Annotated in this window: 23 protein-coding genes and 1 riboswitch; of the genes, 11 read left to right on the top strand and 12 right to left on the bottom strand. The window is 70.6% G+C overall.

Going from position 1 to position 21576, the window contains the following annotated elements; translation table 11 throughout:
* The 3 genes from AB0I51_RS44705 to AB0I51_RS44695 form a co-directional block, all read left to right on the top strand.
* A partial coding sequence (locus AB0I51_RS44705; RefSeq protein WP_362984640.1) for a Dyp-type peroxidase occupies nucleotides 1-506 on the top strand: 506 nt, incomplete at its 5' end.
* Between the two features lie 173 nt (nucleotides 507-679).
* A complete protein-coding gene (locus tag AB0I51_RS44700; RefSeq protein ID WP_362984638.1) occupies nucleotides 680-2545 on the top strand; it encodes an alkaline phosphatase family protein in 1866 nt (621 codons plus the stop codon).
* Nucleotides 2546-2745: 200 nt separating this feature from the next.
* A complete protein-coding gene (locus AB0I51_RS44695) occupies nucleotides 2746-3465 on the top strand; it encodes a lysophospholipid acyltransferase family protein (protein WP_362984636.1) in 720 nt (239 codons plus the stop codon).
* A 78-nt stretch (nucleotides 3466-3543) separates the two neighbouring features.
* Here AB0I51_RS44695 and AB0I51_RS44690 read toward each other — a convergent pair whose 3' ends face one another.
* The 8 genes from AB0I51_RS44690 to AB0I51_RS44655 all read right to left on the bottom strand — a co-directional run bounded on the left by AB0I51_RS44690 (nucleotide 3544) and on the right by AB0I51_RS44655 (nucleotide 10500).
* Nucleotides 3544-5151: an alpha/beta hydrolase gene (locus tag AB0I51_RS44690; RefSeq protein ID WP_362984634.1), complete on the bottom strand. Its 1608-nt coding sequence runs from the start codon at nucleotides 5149-5151 to the stop codon at nucleotides 3544-3546.
* A 134-nt stretch (nucleotides 5152-5285) separates the two neighbouring features.
* Nucleotides 5286-6044 (bottom strand): urease accessory protein UreD, encoded by a 759-nt coding sequence (locus AB0I51_RS44685; protein ID WP_362984646.1) that lies wholly within the window; start codon nucleotides 6042-6044, stop codon nucleotides 5286-5288.
* On the bottom strand, nucleotides 6041-6718 hold the full coding sequence (gene ureG, locus AB0I51_RS44680; RefSeq protein ID WP_362984633.1) for an urease accessory protein UreG: 678 nt from the start codon (nucleotides 6716-6718) through the stop codon (nucleotides 6041-6043). Before ureG ends, AB0I51_RS44685 begins: the two co-directional genes overlap by 4 nt.
* 172 nt (nucleotides 6719-6890) lie before the next feature.
* Nucleotides 6891-7565: an urease accessory UreF family protein gene (locus AB0I51_RS44675; protein ID WP_362984631.1), complete on the bottom strand. Its 675-nt coding sequence runs from the start codon at nucleotides 7563-7565 to the stop codon at nucleotides 6891-6893.
* 13 nt (nucleotides 7566-7578) lie between these two features.
* On the bottom strand, nucleotides 7579-9300 hold the full coding sequence (locus AB0I51_RS44670) for an urease subunit alpha (RefSeq protein WP_362984630.1): 1722 nt from the start codon (nucleotides 9298-9300) through the stop codon (nucleotides 7579-7581).
* Complete coding sequence (locus AB0I51_RS44665; protein WP_362984629.1) at nucleotides 9293-9604, bottom strand: urease subunit beta; 312 nt, start codon at nucleotides 9602-9604, stop codon at nucleotides 9293-9295. Before AB0I51_RS44665 ends, AB0I51_RS44670 begins: the two co-directional genes overlap by 8 nt.
* Before the next feature lie 9 nt (nucleotides 9605-9613).
* A complete protein-coding gene (locus tag AB0I51_RS44660) occupies nucleotides 9614-9916 on the bottom strand; it encodes an urease subunit gamma (RefSeq protein ID WP_010988499.1) in 303 nt (100 codons plus the stop codon).
* A 296-nt stretch (nucleotides 9917-10212) separates the two neighbouring features.
* Nucleotides 10213-10500, bottom strand: coding sequence for a type II toxin-antitoxin system Phd/YefM family antitoxin (locus AB0I51_RS44655; RefSeq protein WP_362984628.1), 288 nt, complete (start codon nucleotides 10498-10500; stop codon nucleotides 10213-10215).
* Between the two features lie 63 nt (nucleotides 10501-10563).
* Here AB0I51_RS44655 and AB0I51_RS44650 point away from each other — a divergent pair, with 63 nt between their 5' ends.
* The 3 genes from AB0I51_RS44650 (at nucleotide 10564) to AB0I51_RS44640 (ending at nucleotide 12510) form a co-directional block, all read left to right on the top strand.
* Nucleotides 10564-11199, top strand: coding sequence for an ATP-dependent Clp protease proteolytic subunit (locus AB0I51_RS44650; RefSeq protein WP_362984626.1), 636 nt, complete (start codon nucleotides 10564-10566; stop codon nucleotides 11197-11199).
* A 7-nt stretch (nucleotides 11200-11206) separates the two neighbouring features.
* Nucleotides 11207-11515 (top strand): hypothetical protein, encoded by a 309-nt coding sequence (locus AB0I51_RS44645; protein ID WP_200716610.1) that lies wholly within the window; start codon nucleotides 11207-11209, stop codon nucleotides 11513-11515.
* Nucleotides 11516-11831: 316 nt separating this feature from the next.
* Nucleotides 11832-12033, top strand: a riboswitch (cyclic di-AMP (ydaO/yuaA leader).
* A gap of 3 nt (nucleotides 12034-12036) precedes the next feature.
* On the top strand, nucleotides 12037-12510 hold the full coding sequence (locus tag AB0I51_RS44640) for a C40 family peptidase (protein ID WP_200716611.1): 474 nt from the start codon (nucleotides 12037-12039) through the stop codon (nucleotides 12508-12510).
* 85 nt (nucleotides 12511-12595) lie between these two features.
* Here the strand turns inward: AB0I51_RS44640 and AB0I51_RS44635 are convergent, their stop codons facing one another.
* Nucleotides 12596-13054, bottom strand: a complete 459-nt coding sequence (locus AB0I51_RS44635) for an ATP-binding protein (RefSeq protein WP_362984624.1) — start codon at nucleotides 13052-13054, stop codon at nucleotides 12596-12598.
* A gap of 212 nt (nucleotides 13055-13266) precedes the next feature.
* Between AB0I51_RS44635 and AB0I51_RS44630 the strand changes: the two genes are divergently transcribed.
* Nucleotides 13267-14136, top strand: a complete 870-nt coding sequence (locus AB0I51_RS44630; protein ID WP_362984622.1) for a helix-turn-helix transcriptional regulator — start codon at nucleotides 13267-13269, stop codon at nucleotides 14134-14136.
* A gap of 9 nt (nucleotides 14137-14145) precedes the next feature.
* Nucleotides 14146-14370, top strand: coding sequence for a DUF397 domain-containing protein (locus tag AB0I51_RS44625; RefSeq protein ID WP_362984621.1), 225 nt, complete (start codon nucleotides 14146-14148; stop codon nucleotides 14368-14370).
* 13 nt (nucleotides 14371-14383) lie between these two features.
* Here AB0I51_RS44625 and AB0I51_RS44620 read toward each other — a convergent pair whose 3' ends face one another.
* The gene (locus AB0I51_RS44620; protein ID WP_362984619.1) at nucleotides 14384-15541 is read right to left on the bottom strand and encodes an 8-amino-7-oxononanoate synthase; all 1158 of its coding nucleotides are present in this window, start codon (nucleotides 15539-15541) and stop codon (nucleotides 14384-14386) included.
* Between the two features lie 147 nt (nucleotides 15542-15688).
* On the opposite strand from AB0I51_RS44620, the gene bioB reads away from it, so the two are divergent.
* From bioB to bioD, 3 genes are read left to right on the top strand one after another with little or no spacing between them, the layout of a single operon-like run.
* On the top strand, nucleotides 15689-16873 hold the full coding sequence (gene bioB / locus AB0I51_RS44615; protein WP_362984617.1) for a biotin synthase BioB: 1185 nt from the start codon (nucleotides 15689-15691) through the stop codon (nucleotides 16871-16873).
* Entirely contained in the window at nucleotides 16866-18158 is a 1293-nt protein-coding gene (locus AB0I51_RS44610) for an adenosylmethionine--8-amino-7-oxononanoate transaminase (protein ID WP_362984615.1), read from the top strand. The genes bioB and AB0I51_RS44610 overlap by 8 nt, the downstream gene beginning before the upstream one ends.
* A 1-nt stretch (nucleotide 18159) precedes the next feature.
* Complete coding sequence (bioD, locus tag AB0I51_RS44605; RefSeq protein WP_362984613.1) at nucleotides 18160-18921, top strand: dethiobiotin synthase; 762 nt, start codon at nucleotides 18160-18162, stop codon at nucleotides 18919-18921.
* On the opposite strand, the gene AB0I51_RS44600 is transcribed toward bioD, so the two are convergent.
* Together AB0I51_RS44600 and AB0I51_RS44595 are read right to left on the bottom strand one after the other, a co-directional pair.
* Nucleotides 18888-19334 (bottom strand): NUDIX domain-containing protein, encoded by a 447-nt coding sequence (locus AB0I51_RS44600; RefSeq protein WP_362984611.1) that lies wholly within the window; start codon nucleotides 19332-19334, stop codon nucleotides 18888-18890. The two genes, bioD and AB0I51_RS44600, sit on opposite strands and share 34 nt — an antisense overlap.
* 31 nt (nucleotides 19335-19365) lie before the next feature.
* The gene (locus AB0I51_RS44595) at nucleotides 19366-21537 is read right to left on the bottom strand and encodes a helix-turn-helix transcriptional regulator (protein ID WP_362984644.1); all 2172 of its coding nucleotides are present in this window, start codon (nucleotides 21535-21537) and stop codon (nucleotides 19366-19368) included.
* Between the last annotated feature and the right edge of the window lie 39 nt (nucleotides 21538-21576).

Below are 21576 nucleotides of genomic sequence, written 5' to 3'. Positions count from 1 at the left end.
GGGCAGGCAGCGGCGAACCGGAGTGGACGGCCGGCGGCAGCTATCAAGTCGTGCGGCTGATCCGGATGTTGGTGGAGTTCTGGGACCGGGTCTCCATCACCGAGCAGGAGCGGATGTTCGGCCGCGCCCGGGACACCGGCGCCCCGCTGGACGGACGGCACGAGAAGGACACCCCGAACTTCGCGCAGGACCCGCAGGGCGATGTGATCCCGCTGGACAGCCACATCCGGCTCGCCAACCCACGCACCGGCTCCACGGCCGGCCAGCGCATCCTGCGCCGCGGTTACAACTACGACCGGGGCATGGACAGCAACGGCAACCTCGACATGGGCCTGCTGTTCTGCTGCTACCAGCAGGACCTCGCCCGGCAGTTCGAGAACGTGCAGAAACGCCTGGCCGGTGAACCACTGGTCGACTACGTCTCGCCGTACGGCGGCGGCTACTTCTTCGCCCTGCCCGGGGCCCGCGACAGCGCCGACTGGCTCGGCCGGACGCTGCTGACCTGAGAGCAGGGTCAAGACCAGACCAACAGACCATGAGAAATTCCTGACCGGGCGTTCGCTCGCGCGTCATTGCCGCTCCCCCGCCCCGCCGTCATCATTGCCCAGGCTATGGCCGTAGGCGTCACGGCCAAGGATGGCGTGGCAGCGAGAACAGTGCTCCCGGAAGGCGAGACAGCATGATCGGCACAGGAAGAACCTCTGGCGCGCGAGGTCGGTTGACGCGCGTAGGCGCCCTGCTCGGCGCGGCCGCCCTGGCCACCGCGGGCGGAGCGGTCCCCGCGGCGGCGGCCTCGGCGCACGGCGGTCACGGAACGCACACCGCCACGCCGATCAAACACGTGGTCGTGATCTACGACGAGAACGTCTCCTTCGACCACTACTTCGCCACCTACCCGCAGGCCGCCAACACCGACGGAACGACGTTCAAGGCCACGGCGCACACCCCGAAGGCCGACAACCTCCTCAACGCCGGGCTGCTGACGACGAACCCGAACCTGTACACCCCCAAACGGCTGAGCAGTTCGCAGGCCATGACCTGCGACCAGAACCACTCCTACGGCCCCGAGCAGTACGCGGCCGACAGCGGCAAGGCCGACAAGTACGTCGAGAACACCGAGGTCAACAAGTGCACCGGCCTCTTCGGTGAACCCGGCCTGGTGATGGACTACTACGACGGCAACACCGTCACGGGCCTGTGGAACTACGCCCAGCAGTACTCCCTCAACGACAAGTCGTTCAGCTCGGTCTACGGCCCCTCCACACCCGGCGCCCTGAACCTGATCTCCGGTCAGACCCACGGCGTGATCTCCGTCGACCCGGCCTCCGGCACCGAGAACCCGAAGCAGACAACGACCCCGGACCCGTACACCGTGGTCTCCCCGAACACCAAGGGCATCGGCACGGTCGTCAACGACCCCGACCCGGCCTACGACGACTGCTCGGACAAGGACCACACCAGCACCAACGCACTCGCGGCGATGCAGGGCAAGAACATCGGCGACCTGCTCAACAACAAGGGCGTGAGCTGGGGCTGGTTCCAGGGCGGCTTCCGGCCCAGCACCGCCTGGGACGGCAAGAGCGGCGACTACGCCAAGTGCGCCGGCACCACCCACACCAACGCCGGCGGCGCAGCGGTGGTCGACTACAGCCCGCACCACTCGCCGTTCGAGTACTACAAGTCGACGTCCAACCCGCACCACCTGGCCCCCAAGAGCGTCAGCGAGATCGGCCACAACGGGCGCGCCAACCACAACTACGACCTCACGGACTTCGACGCCGCCCTCAAAACCGGCAACCTCCCCGCAGTCAGCTTCCTGAAGGCGGCCCAGTACCAGGACGGGCACGCCGGTTACTCCGACCCGACGGACGAGCAGAACTTCCTGATCAAGGAGATCAACGCGCTGCAGCAGTCCCCGGAGTGGAAGTCCACCGCTGTCGTGGTCGCCTACGACGACTCCGACGGCTGGTACGACCACGTCACTTCGAAGGTGCGCAACGGCTCCACGGACTCCACCGTCGGCTCCAACGGCAAGGCCCTCGACAGTGCAGCCTGCCAGTCCGGTCCGGCCGCCAAGGGCGGCTACGCAGACCGCTGCGGCCCCGGCACCCGGCAGCCGCTGCTCGTCATCTCGCCCTACAGCAAGGTCAACAAGATCGACCACACGCCCACCGAGCAGACGTCGATCACCCGGTTCATCGAGAACAACTGGCACACCGGCCGCATCGGTGACGCCTCATTCGACCAGCGGGCCGGCAGCCTCACCCACATGTTCGACTTCAAGCACCCCAACAACAAGCAGGTGCTGCTGAACACGAACGGCTCCGTGAAGTCGGTCAAGCGGATCCCGCACTACACGCAGACGGCCTCGTCCGCGTCCGACCTGGCCGCATACAACCAGGACCTCGCCGCGCAGAACGTCTCCTACTCGGGTTCCACCTCAACGAGCCTGCCGATTGCCATCGCGGCCGGCATCCTCACCGCCGGCGCGGCGACCACCGCGTTCGCCCTGCACCGCCGCAAGGCGCGCACCGCTTCCGTGTAAGTCCCGGCGGACCGGGGGCAGTTCCGTCCCGAGGGCGGCGAGGGGTTCTTTCTCGCCGCCCTCGGCCGTGTCCGCGGCGCGCTGATCGCCACCGGTTCCACGCGGCGCCGCCTGCGCCTACACTGGCAGCCCACGAGAGACCGGGTGACCTGCAAGAACAGATCGGTCGAGCCGACCCGCCGGAGTGAGGAGCGACCCCCTTGTTCTACTACCTCCTGAAATACGTGATTCTGGGTCCCTTGCTCAGACTGGTCTTCAGACCCCGCATCGAGGGCCTCGACCACATACCGGAGTCGGGCCCGGCGATCGTCGCCGGCAACCATCTCTCCTTCTCGGACCACTTCCTGATGCCCGCGGTCCTCAAGCGCCGCATCACCTTCCTCGCCAAGGCCGAGTACTTCACCGGTCCCGGCATCAGGGGCCGCCTCACCGCGACCTTCTTCCGCAGCGCGGGCCAGATCCCGGTCGACCGCTCCGGCAAGGAGGCGGGCCAGGCCGCCATCCGCGAGGGTCTCGGCGTCCTCAGCAAGGGCGAGCTGCTCGGCATCTACCCGGAGGGCACCCGCTCCCACGACGGCCGCCTCTACAAGGGCAAGGTCGGCGTCGCGGTCATGGCCCTGAAGGCACAGGTGCCCGTCATCCCCTGCGCGATGATCGGCACCTTCGAGGCCCAGCCGCCCGGCAAGGTCATCCCGAACATCCACCCGGTGACCATCCGCTTCGGCAAGCCCCTCGACTTCTCCCGCTACGCCGGCATGGAGAACGAGAAGGCCATCCTGCGCGCCATCACCGACGAGATCATGTACGCGATCCTGATGCTCTCCGAGCAGGAGTACGTCGACCAGTACGCGGCCGTCGCCAAGGCGGAACAGGCGGCTGCCGCGAAGGAACGCAAGTTCCCGCGCCTGCCGCTGAGTTGAGAATCCGCACGCGGAAGACATGCCTTGGGGCGGCCGGTTGAGAACCGGCCGCCCCAAGTCACTTACGACTGCTGCTCGTTACGGCACCGGCGTCGCGTGCGGGGTGCACGTCACGTCGGCGGCGTCCAGCTTGCCGGTGAGGAGGTAGGTGTCCACCCGGCTGTTGATGCACGGGTTGACCAGACCGGTCACACCGTGGGAGCCAGCGTCCTTCTCGGTGATCAGACGGGAGCCCTTGAAGCGCTGGTGCAGTACGACGGCGCCCTCGTAGGGAGTGGCGGCGTCACGCTGCGACTGCACGATGAGGACCGGCGGCAGACCCTTGCCGGTCCTGACCTCGACCGGGGACTGCTGCTTGACGGGCCAGGTGGCGCACGGCAGGTTCATCCAGGCGTTGGCCCAGGTCAGGAACGGGTACTTCTTGTTGAGCGCCGTGTTGTCCTTGTCCCACTTCGCCCAGCTGGTCGGCCACTTGGCGTCGGTGCACTCGACGGCCGTGTAGACGGCGTTGCCGTTCTCCGAGGTGATGTTGCCCGCGGTGTCCGACATGTCGGGCGAGGCCGCGTCGATCAGCGGCTGGGGGTCACCGGCGAAGTACTTGCTGAACGCGGTGGCGACCGGCACCCACGAGGAGTCGTAGTACGGGGCCCCCTGGAAGAAGCCGAGCAGCTCGGCCGGACCGACGACCCCGCCGAGCGGGCTCTTCTTGGCGGTGGCGCGCAACTGCAGCCACTTGGCCTGTACGGCGTCGCGCGTGGTCCCCAGGTGGAAGGCCGCGTCGTTCTTCGCGACCCAGTCCTCCCAGTCCTTCCAGCGGCCCTCGAACGCGACGTCCTGGCCGAGGTTGGCCTCGTACCAGATGTTGTCACGCGCCGGGTTGACGACGCTGTCGACGATCATCCGGCGGACGTGCGACGGGAACAGGGTGCCGTAGACGGCGCCGAGGTAGGTGCCGTAGGAGACGCCCAGGTAGTTGAGCTTCTTCTCGCCGAGGGCGGCACGAATGACGTCCAGGTCGCGCGCGGTGTTCGGCGTGGTCATCTGCGCGAGCATGGTGCGGCCGGTGCGCTCGGCGCAGCCGTCCGCGTACTCACGGGCCAGCTTGCGCTGCGCGTTCTTGTCGGCCGTGGTGTCCGGTACCGGGTCCGCCTTGGGCGCCTTCACGAACTCCTGCGGGTCGATGCAGGAGATGGGCGCCGAGTGGCCGACACCGCGCGGGTCGAAGCCCACGAAGTCGTACGCCTTGGACGTGTTGACCCACAGCGGGTTCTTGGTGGTGACCCGGAGCGGGAAGCGCATGCCCGAGCCGCCCGGACCGCCCGGGTTGTAGACGAGCGCGCCCTGGCGCTCCGCCGCGGTGCCGGTGCTGACCGCGCGGTCGACGGCGAGCTTGATCTTCTTGCCGTTCGGCTTGGTGTAGTCGACCGGCACGGAGACCCAGCCGCACTGGACCGGCTTCGCGAAGCCCCAGTCGGCGGGGCAGTCCTGCCAGTCGATCCCGGCCTTCGCGGCGCGAGCGGCGGCGAGCGCGGCGCCCTTGGCCGCAGTGTCCTGCCCGTGACCTGCGGCCTGGTTGGTCTGCGCGGTGGCCGTGGGTGCCACCACGGCGCCGGCTATCAGAGCCGCCGCGGCGAACCCGGCCGAGCCGAACGCCGTGACGCGGCTCCTCGGTCTGATGAACCTCAAGTGGGCCCCTCCCCGTACTTAGTTGCGAAATGGTCTCGGGGGATCCTCCCGGCTGTGAGGTGTCTGAGGACAGAGGCTGTTGACCTTCTTTACCAATCCGATAAGCGGAAACTCACGTACCGCTCAGCGGATACTCACCCGAGCGACGCCAATGCCTCGTCCAGCACCCGCCGCAACCGCAACCCGTCGGCCGCCACGGCCGTCACCAGCACGGCGGGCCCGGCCAGCGGCGCCAGCGCCGCGCACTCCCCCAGCATCCGCGCCACAGGCGGCTCCTGGGTGAACTCCGGCCGTACGACGACGAGTTGCCCCACTGCGCGATGCCCCCCGAGGACGGCGGGCCCGTCCCAGCCGCCGGGCGCTCCGGGACCACAGGCCAACTCCTGGTCCAGCACGGTCCGTCCGGCGATCCGCAGCGTGAGACGGCTGGTGAGCCGCCCGGGCTCCTCACCGACCCGCCCGAGCACCTGCTCCTCGCGCAGTACGAGCCGGGCGGAGGCGGCGAGGTCTACGCGCGTGGTGACACGAAGGTCGCTACCGCACACGGAGATCAACTGCTCGGGCAGCCACTCCAGTTCACCGCCCTCGGCGACGTCGATCCGCACGTCGTACCGCGACTCGCCCTTCGCCTGCCCCGGCAGCGCGATGGTCGCCGCGGCCGACCCGACCCGCAGCCGCGCCCCGCTCTCCACATCGGCCTCGACGGCGAAGTGATCCCCGCCGAGCGGCCCGCTCATCGCCCCGACGAGCATGACCCGAGCCTCCGCGCCGCTCCCCCGGATCCTGCGCAGGGCGAGCGGCCCGTCCCCCTCCAGCACGGGCAGCGCGGTACCGCCGCGCCCGTCGTCCCGGGCGACGATCCGCGCGGTGGCCCGTACGCCGGTCGCGATCACGCGGCCCACGCGGCGAGTTGTGCCCGCACCCAGGCGGCGACGTCTGCGACCCCGGTCTCAGCCCGCAACGACTGGAAGACAACGGGCAGTTCGGCCCGCTGCGCCTTCGCGTCGGCGGCCATCCGCCCGAGATCGGACCCCACGTACGGCGCGAGGTCGGTCTTGTTGACGACCAGCAGATCGGCGGTGGTGACCCCGGGACCGCCCTTGCGCGGGATGTCGTCCCCGCCCGCCACGTCGATCACGAAGATCTGCGCGTCGACGAGCCCCTTGGAGAAGGTCGCGGTGAGATTGTCCCCGCCGGACTCCACCAGGATCAGGTCCAGCGGCCCCACCTCGTCCTCCAGGTCCTCGACCGCTTCGAGGTTGGCCGAGATGTCGTCCCGGATCGCCGTGTGCGGACAGGCCCCCGTCTCGACGGCGCTGATCCGCTCGGGCGGCAGCACGGCCTCCCGCAGCAGGAATTCGGCGTCCTCACGGGTGTAGATGTCATTGGTGACGACAGCGAGCGAGAGCTCGTCACGCAGGGCCCGGCAGAGCGCGGCGACGGTGGCGGTCTTGCCGGAGCCGACGGGCCCGCCGAGTCCGATACGGAGGGCGCGGCGGCTGCCGTCGGGGCGACGGGCGTCTGCGCCGACGGCGGCGGGGCCGTCGTGGGTGTGGTCGAGGTGCATGGGGCGGCTCCTTCTGGTTTTCTGCGGGGCTTTGGGGGTCTTATGAGGTGGGCCCGGCACCCATCAGCCCGTCCGGCGTCTGAGGACGAGGCCGTTCAGGCCGACCGGGGGTCCAGGGGGCGGAGCCCCCTGGTGACGGGACGGGTAGGGGCGGCGGGGGCGAGGAAACCCCCTACGACGCGAACAGCCGCACAGCCCAAGCCGCATGCGCCTCCGCCCCGATCTCCAGCAACGGCGAGGACGCACACGGCAGTTCATCGACCCCGCCGCCCAGCACACGCCGCCCCGCCTCCACCGCCCGATCGGCGACAAGGTCCAACTCCGTTGCCAACCGCGCCAGTACGGCCGTGGCGTCGAACGGAGAGAGGCTCAGCAACCGCACCGTCGCCGACGCGGGCCCACTCACACTCTCGTAGGCCGCGCAGTACGCCGCGTCCTCGGCCCCCAGACCGGCCGCCCGAGCGACCAGCCCCAGCACGACCGGCTGATGCGCGCCCTTCGGGAACTCCCGTGCCAGCACGTCGAGTTCGGCGGACGGCCAGGTCGCACGGGCGGCCCGCATCAACTGCCGCCCGAGCTTCCGCGCAGCGGTCCGCAACGCCGGCGACGGCGTCCGCGCATCGGCAGCCGCGTCCAACTCCACCGGATCGACACCGAGTACGGCCGCCGCGGCCAGCGAGGCGGACACCAGACCGGCCGTGTACAGCCGCCCCCGGCAGAAGTCGGCGAGACTCGCCGCCCCGGTGACCCGCCCGGCCTTGACGGCCGCCTCCGCCCCGCCGGAGTGCGCGTGCCCGCCGGCGGGAAAGCGCCCGTCGGCGAGGACCAGCAATGCTCCCCTGCTCATCGCGGCCCCTCCATCAGAAGAGGAAGTACCGCTGGGCCATGGGCAGTTCGGCCGCCGGAGTCGCCTCGACGAGCTCCCCGTCGATGTGCACGGCGAAGCTGTCGGGGTCGACCTGGACGCGCGGCCGGGCGTCGTTCTCCCTCATGTCGGCCTTGGTGACCGCGCGGGTGGACTCGATGGCCACGAACTTCTTGCCGAGGTCGAGCCGTTCGGGCAGCCCGTCGTCGATCGCCAACTGCGCCACGAAGTTGAAGGAGTTGGCGGCGGGGGCACGTCCGATCGCGCCGAACATCGGGCGCGGCAGAATCGGCTGCGGCGTCGGGATGGACGCGTTGGCGTCGCCCATCTGCGCGTAGGCGATCTGTCCGCCCTTGATGACCAGGTGCGGTTTGACACCGAAGAACGCCGGTTCCCACAGCACGAGGTCGGCGAGCTTGCCGCTCTCGACCGAGCCGATCTCGCGCGCGAGGCCCTGTGCGAGGGCGGGGTTGATCGTGTACTTGGCGATGTAGCGCCGTACCCGATGGTTGTCCGCGCGCCCGTCACCGGGCAGCGCTCCCCGCCGCCGCTTCATCACATGGGCCGTCTGCCAGGTCCGCATGATGACCTCGCCGACCCGGCCCATGGCCTGTGCGTCGGAGGAGATGATCGAGATGGCGCCCAGGTCGTGGAGGATGTCCTCCGCGCCGATCGTCGAGGGGCGGATGCGGGACTCGGCGAAGGCCAGGTCCTCGGGGACGGCCGGGTTGAGGTGGTGGCAGACCATCAGCATGTCGAGGTGTTCCTCGGCGGTGTTGACGGTGTAGGGCCGGGTCGGGTTGGTGGAGCTGGGCAGCACGTGCGGCTCGGAGACCACGGTCATGATGTCGGGCGCGTGCCCGCCGCCCGCACCCTCGGTGTGATAGGCGTGGATGCCGCGTCCGGCGATCGCGGCGAGGGTGTCGCCGACGAACCCGGCCTCGTTCAACGTGTCGGTGTGGATGGCGACTTGGACGCCCGTGCGGTCGGCGACGGTGAGCGAGGCGTCGATGACCGCCGGGGTCGAGCCCCAGTCCTCGTGCAACTTCAGCCCGAGGGCGCCGCCGCGGATCTGGGACGTCATCGCGTCGTGCGAGACGGTGTTGCCCTTGCCGAGGAAGCCGATGTTGAGCGGGTACTGCTCCATCGCCGCCATCATCCGGGCCAGATGCCAGGGGCCGGGCGTCACGGTGGTCGCCTTGGAACCCTCGGCCGGTCCGGTTCCGCCACCGACCAGCGTGGTGACCCCGGCGGAGAGGGCTTCGTCGGCGATCTGCGGACAGATGAAGTGGACATGCGCGTCCACGGCACCGGCCGTGAGGATGCGTCCGTTGCCCGCGATGACCTCGGTCTCGGGGCCGATCACCAGGTCGGGGTGGATGCCGTCCATGGTGTCCGGGTTGCCGGCCTTGCCGATGCCGGTGACGCGGCCGTCACGGATGCCGACGTCGGCCTTGACGATGCCCCAGTGGTCGACGATGACGGCGCCGGTGATGACGGTGTCGGGGGTGCCTTCTGCGCGCGTGGCACGGGCCTGGCCCATCGACTCGCGGATGACCTTGCCACCGCCGAACACGGCCTCGTCACCGGCGAGTCCTGGACCGCCGCTGCGGTCCTCCTCGATCTCGATCAGGAGGTCGGTGTCGGCGAGCCGGATGCGGTCGCCGGTGGTCGGTCCGAAGAGGTCCGCGTACGCGGCGCGGGAGATCTCAGGCATCGAGGGCACCTCCGGTCTCCCCGCGCAGTCCGGGCACGACACGGGCGCCGGCCAGCGGGACGAGTTCGACGTCGACGGGGATCCCCGGTTCGAAGCGCACGGCGGTACCGGCGGCGACGTTGAGCCGCTTGCCGCGGGCCGCCGCACGGTCGAATTCGAGGCCGGGGTTGGCCTCGGCGAAGTGGTAGTGGGAGCCGACCTGGACGGGCCGGTCGGCGGCGTTGAGGACGGTCATCGTGGTGACCTCGCGGCCCGCGTTGTAGACGATCGGGTCGTCCGCGAACAGGATCTCGCCGGGAATCATCGAGGCCTCCTACACGATCGGGTCGTGGACGGTGACGAGCTTGGTGCCGTCCGGGAAGGTCGCCTCGACCTGTACGTCGTGGATCATCTCGGGGATGCCCTCCATGACGTCGTCCCTGGTGAGCAGCTTGCGTCCGGAGGACATCAGCTCGGCGACGGTCCGGCCGTCACGGGCGCCCTCGAGGATGTGCGACGTGATGAGGGCGACCGCCTCCGGGTGGTTGAGCTTCAGACCACGGGCCCGGCGCTTCTCGGCCACGTCGGCCGCCACATGGATCAGCAGCCTCTCTTGCTCGTGCGGGGTCAGTTGCACGCTCCCACCTCACAGTCCTCGCTCCGGACCGTGCGGGGTCCGGCTGCCGCTTAAACGCTCCGCTCGGAGTGCGGGACGTCATCCGAAGGCCCGTTGTGGCTGGTCGCGCAGTTCCCCGCGCCCCTTCGGGGCGCTGCCGAACCGCAGCGGACTTCGCCGGACCCGCTCAGCCCCCGGGGAAAAATCCCTGGTGGCGTGGATCGGCAGGCTAGTTGGACCGGGTTTCAAGCAAGTTAACCGAGCTGTGATCAGGACAATCACATCTACGCCCGTAGAGCCGCTCCTCGATCACGCGGCTAGGAGGGGTTCGGCCCCCGGTGCTCGGCCGCGATGCCGAAGCGCTGGTGTTCGCGGGGAGCGGACGCGACCTCCCGAACGTGCGAGACGGCACTGATCACCTGCTCCTCGGCGTTCGCGTCCAGCTTGTCGAGTTCGTCGAGTCGCTCCAGGTCGGCGGCGGAGACCAGTGCGACAAGGGGCTTGCCGTGCCGTGTCACGACGACGCGCTCACCGCCGTACACCACCCGGTTGATCAGGTCGGCGAGCTCAGCCCTGGCTTGCGTCACCGGAATCTCGTAGGCCATACCCCCATCATAACGTCATGTACGTCCTGTACATTTCTTACAGATGCCGAAGGAGGGGTACCCATGACCCGACCGTTCGCCCGCCATGTCCTGCCCGAATTCACGGAGCGCACCAGCTCCGGGCACCGGACGATGGATCCGTACTCGAAGCTGCTGGAGGAGCGGATCGTCTTCCTCGGGACGCCGATCGACGACATCTCGGCGAACGACGTGATGGCCCAGTTCATGCACCTCGAGTACCAGGCACCGGACCGGGACATCTCGCTGTACATCAACTCGCCGGGCGGCTCGTTCACCGCGATGTCGGCGATCTACGACACGCTGCGGTTCGTCACGTGCGACGTGGAGACGATCTGCCTCGGCCAGGCCGGCACCAGCGCGGCGGTGCTGCTCGCGGCGGGCACCCCGGGCAAGCGGTCGGCGCTGCCGGGCGCGCGGATGGTGCTCCACCAGCCCTCGCTGCCCGGGCCGATCCAGGGTCAAGCGAGTGATCTCGCCATCCAGGCCGAGGAGTTGGCGCGCACCCGGTCCCAACTGGAGGCCGTACTGGCCCTGCACACGGGCCGGACGGTGGAGCAGGTGAGCGCGGACATCGAGCGGGATCGCATTCTCGATGCCCAACAGGCGCTGGAATACGGGCTGGTGGACCGGATCGTGTCGACCCGCAAGACCTCGCTCACCGAGCCCGGCGGGGAGTGAGCCGACGATGCTGCCGCCGGAACTTCCGCCGCTGCCCGCACTGACCCGTGCCGAGGGCGAGTTGATCGACCGTTATCTGGATGTGGCCGACCTGCTGGGCCGTATCAACCCGGCGCACCACGGGGACACGTACCGTGGCCTGAGGGCCGCTCAGGCGCTGGTGGCCAAGGCCACCGAGCTGCGGGACGCGCTGGCGCTGATGCACCAGCGGGGCGAGACCGAGCTGCACGCCCCCACGCTCGCGCGGGCGCTGCGCGTGCTGGACGGGGAGCGCCGCACGGCTCGTGTCACGATCCCCGCCCCCTCCGACAGCTGACGGACCCTGAGCCATGACGGCCGGGGTCGAAACGGGCCGAACGGTGTACCCCCTGTCGGCGTAGTCGCCGCTCCGCCCATACGGCCGTCCGGGTTGCGCAACACGCGTAGCCCGAGGGACGGATGAGGTGTTCCGGTGCTGGTCCGAGGGTCATGCACCCTCGACACGCCTTCGAACACCGCTACGTTCAGCCGAACGGGTGAGTGGTGAGTAACCCCACAAATCCCCGATTCCGTTGGGCTTTTCGGACATTCATAGGTGAAGATCCCTGTCTGACGACAAGACCCCGCCGCAGCGGCGGGGCGATCCGGGCGGACGCCGAGTCCTGCCGCCACCCGGATGACAGGTCGACAGGATTGCATCGGCAGGAGTGGAGGACCCAAGCACGACGGGTCGCCGGGACGGTCACGCCATGACCGGGCCGAGCAGCCCTTGGGGTGAAGCCGCGTCAGCGGCCGGGCAACTTTGTCAGCCCGAATCCGACAGGTCATCCTTCACAGGCGGCTGACGAAGGGTTGCGCATGACTGCGCTCAATCGTGTCCCGTCGCTGATGGTCCGGGCCGGTACGGCTTCGGCCTTCGCCATCGCCGCCGTAGGCGGTTCCGTCGTGATCCCCGGTGTCGCGTCCGACGCCGCGGCAGCGACACCCGCGACGAAGGCACTCCAGGTCGCGGCGTCCAAGAAGGGCGCCCCGTACAGGTACGGGGCCACCGGACCGGGCCGCTTCGACTGCTCCGGGCTCACGCTGTACTCGTACAAGAAGGCGGGCAAGAAACTGCCCCGTACGGCGGCCCAGCAGTACAACAAGACCCACCACATCTCGGCCGGCAGCCGCAAGGCCGGGGACCTCGTCTTCTTCCACTCGGGCTCCAGCGTCTACCACGTCGGCATCTACGCCGGCGGCGGAAAGATCTGGCACGCCCCGAAGACCGGGGACGTGGTGCGGTTGCAGAAGATCTGGACCAAGAGCGTCTGGTACGGCCGGGTCAGCTGACTCGTACTGAAAGCTCCCGAGGGGGTGGCGGTCTCCTGACGGACCGCCACCCCCTCGGGTGTCCAGAGGCGTTCTGCATGTCTCTCTACGGCTCCTGCTGGCCTGCCGAGGTCACCGGCCGGGCCGGTACCGTCCAGGGCACCTCGATGGAGACCGTCTTGCCGCCCTCCAGCGTGGGCCGGACCCTGAGTTTGCCGCCGCACTCCGCGGTCAGCCAGCGGATGATGACCATGCCCCGGCCGTTGTCCTGCTGGACGGCGGCCGGCAGGCGTTTGGGGAAGCGGGGATGGCTGTCGGTGACTCCGATGCGCAGCTGTTCGTCACGCTCCAGCTCGATGTCCACCGTGAAGGTGGGTGACTGCCCGAAGGTGTGCTGTACGGCGTTGGTGGCGAGTTCGGAGACGATGAGACGAATGGTGTCGGCGACCTCCGTGTCCGCCGGCAGTCCCCATTCCACGAGGGTCCCGACCACGTAGGAGCGGGCGGTGGAGACCGAAGCGGGATCGCTCGGCAGAGTGACGGATGCTTCCAGATGGTCTGCCATGGCGCGGTCGTCCCTTTCCCGCGGGACCGGTGTCCGACACGGAGCGGATGGTTCGAGTACGGTCCCGGACTGGTGCTTCTTCGCCAGACTGCCATTACCGCGTCTCCAACGGTGCCGATCCACCAGGATATGCATATATCTGTCGCTCAAAGCGGTGAACTCTGCGACCCCAGACCGTATTTGGGCGGCCCGAAAGGAGTAAGGAGAAACCCATGCAGTACGGTCCCGCGGTGCGCCGCCGGAAACTGGGCGCCGAACTCCGCACGTTGCGTGCGGAAGCGGGGCTCACCAGCGGTGAGGCGGCCCGGCTGGTCGGCTGGCACCAGTCGAAGGTGAGCCGCATCGAGACCGGCGCGAGTGGCGTGAAACCGCCCGACGTCCGGTTACTTCTGGACGCCTATCAGGTCGGCGACGCACAACTCCGGGACATGCTGCTCGTGTTGGCGGGTTCCGACGACGGGGGCGGCCGGCATCACTGGTGGCACGCCTATCGCGGTGTACTGCCGCCCGCCTACCGGGACTTCATCAGCCTGGAGTCACAGGCCAGTACGATCCGCACCCTGGAGACCTCGGTGGTCCCCGGGCTGCTGCAGACGCCCGAGTACGCCCGGGCGGTGACCCGGGCCGCCGTGGGAGGGCTCGACAACGACGGGCCGGAGCGGCTCGACGCGCTGGTGCAGGTGCGGCTGGCCCGGCAGGACATCCTGCGGACGGATCCGCCGCTGGAACTGAGCGTGGTCCTCGACGAGGCGGTGGTGCGCCGGGAGGTCGGCGGGCCGGGTGTAATGGCACGCCAGCTGGAGCGGCTCATCGAGGCGGCGCATCTGCCCCAAGTCCGGCTTCAGGTCTTGCCGTTCGCCGCAGGAGCACACATCGGCATCACCGGGCCTTTCGTTATCTTCTCCTTTCCGAGCACTTCTGATCTGGACGTGGTTGTTCTCGACCACTTGACGAGTAGCCTCTACCTCGAACGGAAAGAAGACCTAGAGGCCTACAGCGAGGCCTTCAACACCCTTCAGTTCCACGCCCTTTCACCCGAGGACTCGTTGGACTACATCGCCGGGATAGGTGACGGCGCGTAAGGAGGCACCATGTCTGCACTGCCTCGGAACGTACCTTCCAGTACCGATCTGCCAGGAGTGCGGTGGCTGCGCAGCAGCTACAGCACGGGAGCGAACAACTGCGTCGAGGCGGCCCGTCCGCACTCGGGCCCCCGCGCGGGGCTGCTCGCCGTACGCGACTCCAAGGACCTGCAAGGACCTGCCCTGCTCTTCTCCCCCGAGAGCTGGACGGGATTCCTCGGCGCCTTCCACTGATCGGTTCCCCTCGTCAGCGACGCACGACCGTGTCACGCCGACTCATGGGTCGCGTTTCGCCGATCACACGTACAGCGCGTTCGATCTCGGCCCCGGAGAGGTCCGCTCGGGCGGTCAGCCTGAGCCGTGAGATGCCGTCGGGCACGGAAGGAGGACGGAAGCAGCCCACGGCCAGCCCTGCCGTACGGCAGTCGGCCGCCCATTGCACGGCCGCCTCCGGGGACGGTGCCCGCACCGACACCACCGCGGCGTCCGGACGTACCGCTTCCAGACCCGCGGCGGTGAACCGTGCGTGCAGCTCGCCGGCCACGGCGCGCGCCCGGGCGGCCCGCTCGGGCTCGCGCCGCAGCAGGGTGAGCGCGGCCAGCGCGGCTCCGACGGCGGCCGGGGCGAGGCCCGTGTCGAAGATGAACGTCCGCGCCGCGTTTACCAGATGGTCGATCACCCGGGCCGGCCCGAGCACGGCCCCGCCCTGACTGCCCAGCGACTTGGACAGGGTGACCGTCACGACCACGTCCTGGGCCCCCGCGAGCCCCGCCGCGTACGGCAGCCCGCGCCCGCCCTCGCCCAGCACCCCGAGTCCGTGCGCGTCGTCGAGCAGCAGCCCCGCCCCGTACTCCCGGCTCGCCTCGGCGAGCGCCCCCACCGGAGCCGCGTCCCCGTCCACGGAGAACACCGAGTCGGACACGACGACGGCCGGCCCGTCGTGCGTCCGCAGCGCCTTGCGCACCCCGTCCGGATCGGCGTGCCCCACGACCTGGGTGGCGCCCCGGGCCAGCCGGCAGCCGTCGATCAGCGAGGCGTGATTGCCCGCGTCGGAGACGATCAGTGAGCCGTGCGGCGCGAGCGTGGTGACCGCGGCGAGGTTGGCCGCGTAGCCGGAGGAGAAGACGAGGGCCGCCTCGAAGCCGCAGAACTCGGCGAGTTCGCGCTCCAGCCGGCTGTGCAGCTCGGTCGTACCGGTGACGAGCCGCGACCCGGTGGACCCGCCACCCCAGGTCCGCGCCGCCGCCGCGGCCCCTTCGACGACCTCGGGATGGTGGGCGAGCCCCAGGTAGTCGTTGCTCGCGAGATCGAGGAGCGGCGAGTCGGCGGGGCGCGGACGCAGGGTCCGTACGAGCCCGGCGCGGCGGCGCAGCTCCGCCTGGTCGTCGATCCAGCCGAACGCCATGGTTCCTCCGGGGCTTTTGTAGGCAGTGCACAGACACTAATCGGACGACCAGCCGCCCATGGTGTGGTGATACCCACACCGCCGGCCCCATGTCTTGTGCAATCTCTCCTTGGCCGAGGGCGGTCCCGTAGGACAGGATCGGGACCCATGGACCTGCTGAACACGCTCGTGGACAAGGGGCTTCGGCGCGAGCTGCCGACCCGCGCCGAAGCACTCGCCGTCCTCGCCACCTCCGACGACGACCTGCTGGACGTCGTGGCCGCGGCCGGAAAGGTGCGCCGGCACTGGTTCGGCCGACGGGTGAAGCTGAACTACCTCGTCAACCTGAAGTCCGGCCTGTGCCCCGAGGACTGCTCGTACTGCTCGCAGCGGCTCGGCTCCAAGGCCGACATCCTGAAGTACACGTGGCTGAAACCCGACGATGCCTCGAAGGCGGCGGCGGCCGGTGTGGCGGGCGGCGCCAAGCGGGTCTGTCTGGTGGCCTCCGGCCGGGGTCCGACCGACCGGGACGTGGACCGGGTCGCGGGCACCATCAAGGCGATCAAGGACCAGAACGAGGGCGTCGAGGTGTGCGCCTGCCTCGGCCTGCTCTCCGACGGCCAGGCCGACCGGCTGCGCGAAGCGGGCGCTGACGCCTACAACCACAACCTCAACACGTCCGAGTCGACGTACGGCGACATCACGACCACCCACACGTACGCCGACCGCGTCGACACCGTGCAGAAGGCGCACGCGGCGGGCCTCTCCGCCTGCTCCGGCCTGATCGCCGGCATGGGCGAGAGCGACGAGGACCTGGTCGACGTCGTCTTCTCCCTCCGCGAGCTGGACCCGGACTCGGTGCCGGTGAACTTCCTGATCCCGATGGAGGGCACCCCGCTCGCTGCCGAGTGGCACCTCACCCCGCAGCGCTGTCTGCGCATCCTCGCGATGGTGCGGTTCGTGTGCCCGGACGTCGAGGTGCGCATCGCGGGCGGCCGCGAGGTCCACCTGCGCACGATGCAGCCCCTCGCCCTGAACCTCGCCAACTCGATCTTCCTCGGCGACTACCTCACCAGCGAGGGCCAGGCCGGCCACGCCGACCTGGAGATGATCGCGGACGCGGGCTTCGAGGTGGAGGGCGCGGGCGAGGTGACACTGCCTGAGCACCGGGCCGCGGCGGGCGGCTGCGGGTCCCATGAGGAGGCCTGCGGGGGCTGCGACTCGCGCGAGGACGCCGGCGTCTGTGGCTCGGCTCCAGCTGCCACGCCCGCACCGCAGGTCGACGAGGTCCGCCGGGACCTGGTCGCCGTACGCCGTCGAGGTGCCGGAACGGATCTCGCGCCCAATGCCTGACCCGACCGGCCGCCTGCCCGTCCCGGAGCTGCTGGAACTGGACCGGCGGCACGTCTGGCATCCGTACGGCCCGATGCCCGGCCGCGTCGAACCGCTCGTCGTGGAATCGGCGAGCGGGGTCCGCCTCCGGCTGGCGGACGGATCGGGCGAGTTGGTCGACGGCATGTCGTCCTGGTGGTCGGCGATCCACGGCTACAACCACCCCGTGCTCAACGAGGCCGCGCGCGAGCAGCTCGGCCGGATGAGCCATGTGATGTTCGGCGGGCTCACACACGAGCCCGCCGTACGTCTGGCGAAGCTCCTTGTCGACATGTCGCCCGAGGGCCTGGAGCACGTCTTCCTCGCCGACTCCGGCTCGGTGTCGGTCGAGGTCGCGGTAAAGATGTGCCTGCAGTACTGGCGCTCGCTCGGCCGCCCCGCGAAACAGCGCCTGCTGACCTGGCGCGGCGGCTACCACGGCGACACCTGGCAGCCGATGTCGGTGTGCGACCCCGAGGGCGGGATGCACGAACTGTGGTCGGGCGTTCTGCCCCGGCAGGTGTTCGCCGACGCGCCTCCGGCCGAGTACGACGAGTCGTACGCCGACCGACTGCGCGAGCTGATCGAGCGGCACGCGCACGAGCTGGCCGCGGTGATCGTGGAGCCGGTGGTGCAGGGTGCGGGCGGGATGCGGTTCCACTCCCCCGCGTATCTGCGGGTGCTGCGCGAGGCGTGCGACGCGCACGACGTGCTGCTGGTCTTCGACGAGATCGCGACGGGGTTCGGTCGTACGGGAGCCTTGTTCGCGGCGGAGCACGCGGCCGTCACCCCGGACGTGATGTGCGTGGGCAAGGCGCTGACCGGTGGCTATATGACCATGGCGGCGACGCTGTGCACGTCACGCGTGGCCGACGGCATCTCGCGCGGCGAGGTGCCGGTGCTGGCCCACGGCCCTACCTTCATGGGCAACCCGCTGGCGGCGGCCGTGGCCTGCGCCTCGATCGAACTCCTCCTGAACCAGGACTGGCTGACAGAGGTCAAACGCATCGAGGCGGCCCTGTGGGAGGGCCTCGCCCCGGCATCGGGGATCCCCGGCGTCCGGGACGTCCGCGTCCTCGGCGCCATCGGCGTGGTCCAGCTCGACCACGACGTCGACATGAAGGCCGCCACGGACGCGGCCGTACGCGAGGGCGTGTGGCTGCGGCCGTTCCGCGACCTCGTCTACACGATGCCGCCGTACGTCACGGGCGACGCCGACCTGGCTCGGATCGCCCGCGCGGTGTGCGCGGCGGCGCGGGAGGGATGACATGCCGGTACTGGTGATCACGGGCACGGGCACGGAGGTCGGCAAGACGATCACCACGGCCGCCGTGGCCGCGGCGGCGCTCGCGGCCGGCCGCACGGTGGCCGTCCTGAAGCCCGCCCAGACGGGTCTACGGCCGGACGAGCGCGGCGACGCCGACGAGGTCGCGAGGCTCGCGGGTGCCGTGACGACGGCCGAACTCGCCCGCTACCCCGAGCCGTTGGCCCCCGGCACGGCGGCCCGCAGGGCGGGCATGTCCCCTGTCCACCCGCACGAAGTGGCCGAAGCCGCCCAGAAGTTGGCCGCCGAGCACGATCTGGTGCTGGTCGAGGGCGCGGGCGGCCTGCTCGTACGGTTCGACGCGGAGGGCGGCACGCTGGCGGACGCGGCGCGACTGCTGGGCGCACCGGTCCTGGTAGTGGCGTCGGCGGGCCTGGGCACCCTGAACACCACGGAACTGACGGCCCGTGAACTCCGCCACCAGCGGCTCGACTTGCTGGGCGTGGTGATCGGCAACTGGCCCACTACCCCTGATCTCGCGTCCCGTTGCAATGTGGCCGACCTGCCGGAGGTCGCGGGGGCACCACTGCTGGGCGCACTTCCGGAGGGGGCCGGGACTCTCGCGCCTGCCGACTTCCGTACCGAGGCGCCGAGTTGGCTGGCACCGCGGCTTGACGGGGCGTGGGACGCGGAGGGGTTCGGAGTGCGCGAGGCACCGGAACCCGACGCCGTTCAGGCCTCCAGCCGGTCCAGCCAGGCGTCCTGACCGTCGGCCAAGGGGAAAGCCAGGGGCAGTGGCTCGAAACGGCAGTGGAAGGTCATGCCCTTGTCGCGCCCCGCGCCCGTCACCTGGTGGTCCCACGTGTCCGGGACCTCCGCGTCGCCGTCCACCTCCAGTTCGAAGAAGGTGGTGTGGCGTGGGAAGCGGCGGATCGGGTGCGGGGTGTGTTCCTCCGCGATCGGGCGCAGCACGCGCACGCGGGTCAGCCCGCACTCCTCCGTGACTTCGCGCAACACCGCCTCTTCCAGCGGCTCCTTGGGCGCCACACCTCCCGCCGGGACGTGTGTGCCGGGCGGCAGGTCCGCGTCGTGGTCGAACACGAGCAGTTCCACCGGCCGTCCCGGCCGCCTGCGCAGCACGTAGGCAGCGACCCGGACACGCAACGTCAGCTCCCGCATTCCGGCAGCTTAAGGGAAGTACCCGGGGGCTTCAGTACGCCTCCCCCTCCGCCAGCAACCGCACCAGTTCGATCCGGGACCGGATGCCCAACCGGCTGAAGACGCCGCGCAGATGGTGGTCGATCGTGCGGGGGCTGAGGGCGAGGCGGACGGCGATCTCACGGTTGGTGGCGCCGTCGGCTGCCATGCGGGCGACCATGAGTTGCTGGGCCGTCAGGCGGGCGGCAGGTGTCGGGAGCGCGGTCGCGGCCACCGGGGTGCCGAGGGCGCGGAGTTCGGCTCGGGCCTGGGCCGCGCAGTGCGGGGCGCCGAAGGACTCGAAGGCCTCCAGCGAGGTGTGCAGGCGGTCGCGGGCCTCGGTGCGTCGGCGCAGTCGGCGCAGCGCGCCGCCGAACAGCAGCTCGGTGCGGGCCCGTTCGAAGTCGCGGGTGCCGCGCGCGTGCAGGTCGAGGGCGGTGCGGTAGTGCTCGACGGCCTCGGCGCCGGGGGCCAGCAGGGCGCGGCAGCGGGCGCTGAGGGCGAGGTCGTCGGGGCTGCGCACGGCACGTGCCCAGCGGTCGTAGTCGGCGTGTGCGGCGCGGGCGATGCGGGTGTCGCCGCTGCGGGCTGCGGCCTCGACGTAGTGCGGGGTGGCGAGGTGCCGTATGGCCCGGTGGCCGTGGCCCGGGCCGAACCCGGCGAGCGCGCGCAGCCGGGCCGCTGCGGCGGCGAAGCGTCCGCTGCTGAGGTCGAGGTAGGCGAGCGCCCATTGGGCGAGGGCGGCGGGCAGTCCCAGGCCCCGCCCTAGGGCGAACGAGCGGGCGGCGGCGGCCCGTTCGCGGCACACGTCCTCGTCTCCGGTGAGCGCCGCGAACATGGCGAGGGCGGCCTGCAGATGGCAGGCGCCGTTGTCCTGGCCGGTGGCGTGGGCCTGCCACAGGGCGTCCGCCGCGGCCGTCTCGGCGGCTCGCGGGTGCCCGGTCCAGAACTCGGCGTACGCCCGGAACTCCATCGCCTGCGGCGCGATCACCGTCGCGCCGTGCGCCCGGGCCGAGGCCGCCGCCCGCACGGTGGCGGTGGTGGCGCGGGTGTGGTCACCGAGCATCAGGGCGGCGATCCCGGCGTGGACGAGAAGGGTGGGGTCGCCGCCGGGACCGCACCGCCCGGCGGCGGCTTTCAGCAGGTCCCGCGCGTCCTCGTACCGCCCCTCGAAGGCGGCGGCCAGTCCCCCGAGCGTCCCGTGCGGCACGATCCCGAGCCGGGCGGCGACGGCTGCCGCCTCCCGGCAGCGTCTCAGGTCCCCGGTGTAGACGGCGGCCTCGGTGGCCCGGGCGAGGAGGTGAACCGCGTGGTCCGGGGCGGGAGTTCGGGGCGTCCCGCTCGGGTGGACCCCGGCCACCGGCTGCTCGGCCCCCCGTCGCGCCACCGCGGTCAGCAACGCGTCGAACGCCTCCGCCGCGTTGCCGGACCGCAGCGCGAACACCCCGTTCAGCGCGTCGCTGTCCGTCGCGGCGGCGAGTCTTCGGGCCCGGTCGCCCTCGCCGGACTGCCAGGCGTCACCTGCGGCGCGGTCGAGGAGGCGGGACTGTTCGCCGGGGTCGCGGGAGAGGGCGGCGGCGCGTTCCACCAGGGCGCAGGCGACGGCGTGTTCGCCGGTCTCCCGTGCCTTGCCCGCCGCCGTACGGAGTTCCGCGGTGAGGCGCACGCTGGGGCCGAGCGCGCTGGCGCCCCGGTGCCAGGAGCGCCGGGGTGTCTCGTCCTCCGCGCGCAACACCCCCGCCAGCAGCCGGTGGACGTCCCGCCGGTCCGCCGCGGACCCGGTCTCGTACGCTGCGATCCTCGTCCACGCGTCACGGAACACGACCCCGCCGACGGTCCCTTGCGCGACACCCGCCGTCTCGGCGGCTTCCAGAGCCCGGGTGTCGAGCCGGCCCGCCGCGACGGCCCGCAGGAAGGCGTGCGTGGGAACCGGGTACTGGTCGGCGGAGGCGAGCAGGAGGAGCAGGCGGGTGTCTTCGGGCAGGGAACGGAGCTCCCGGCGGAGCCGGCTCAGCAACTCCGGTGCCAGGGAAGCCGGTTCGGTCGGGAGGGGGTCGAGTCCCGCGGCCTGGCGTGGGGTCAGGCGCGAGCGGAGTTCGGCGGCGGCGCGGGGATCGCCGTAGGCCGCGCGGAGCAGTCGGATGCGGACGCCCTCGGGGAGCGCGGGATCGGGAGTCCGCCACACGTCGGTGCGCGACGGTGGCCAAGTGCGGTCCAGAGGTGG

The sequence above is a fragment of the Streptomyces sp. NPDC050549 genome, assembly GCF_040655035.1.
In the GTDB taxonomy this organism is placed as follows: domain Bacteria; phylum Actinomycetota; class Actinomycetes; order Streptomycetales; family Streptomycetaceae; genus Streptomyces.
The sequence above is the reverse complement of the archived record's forward strand: the minus strand, read 5'-3'. Positions and strand labels throughout refer to the sequence as shown.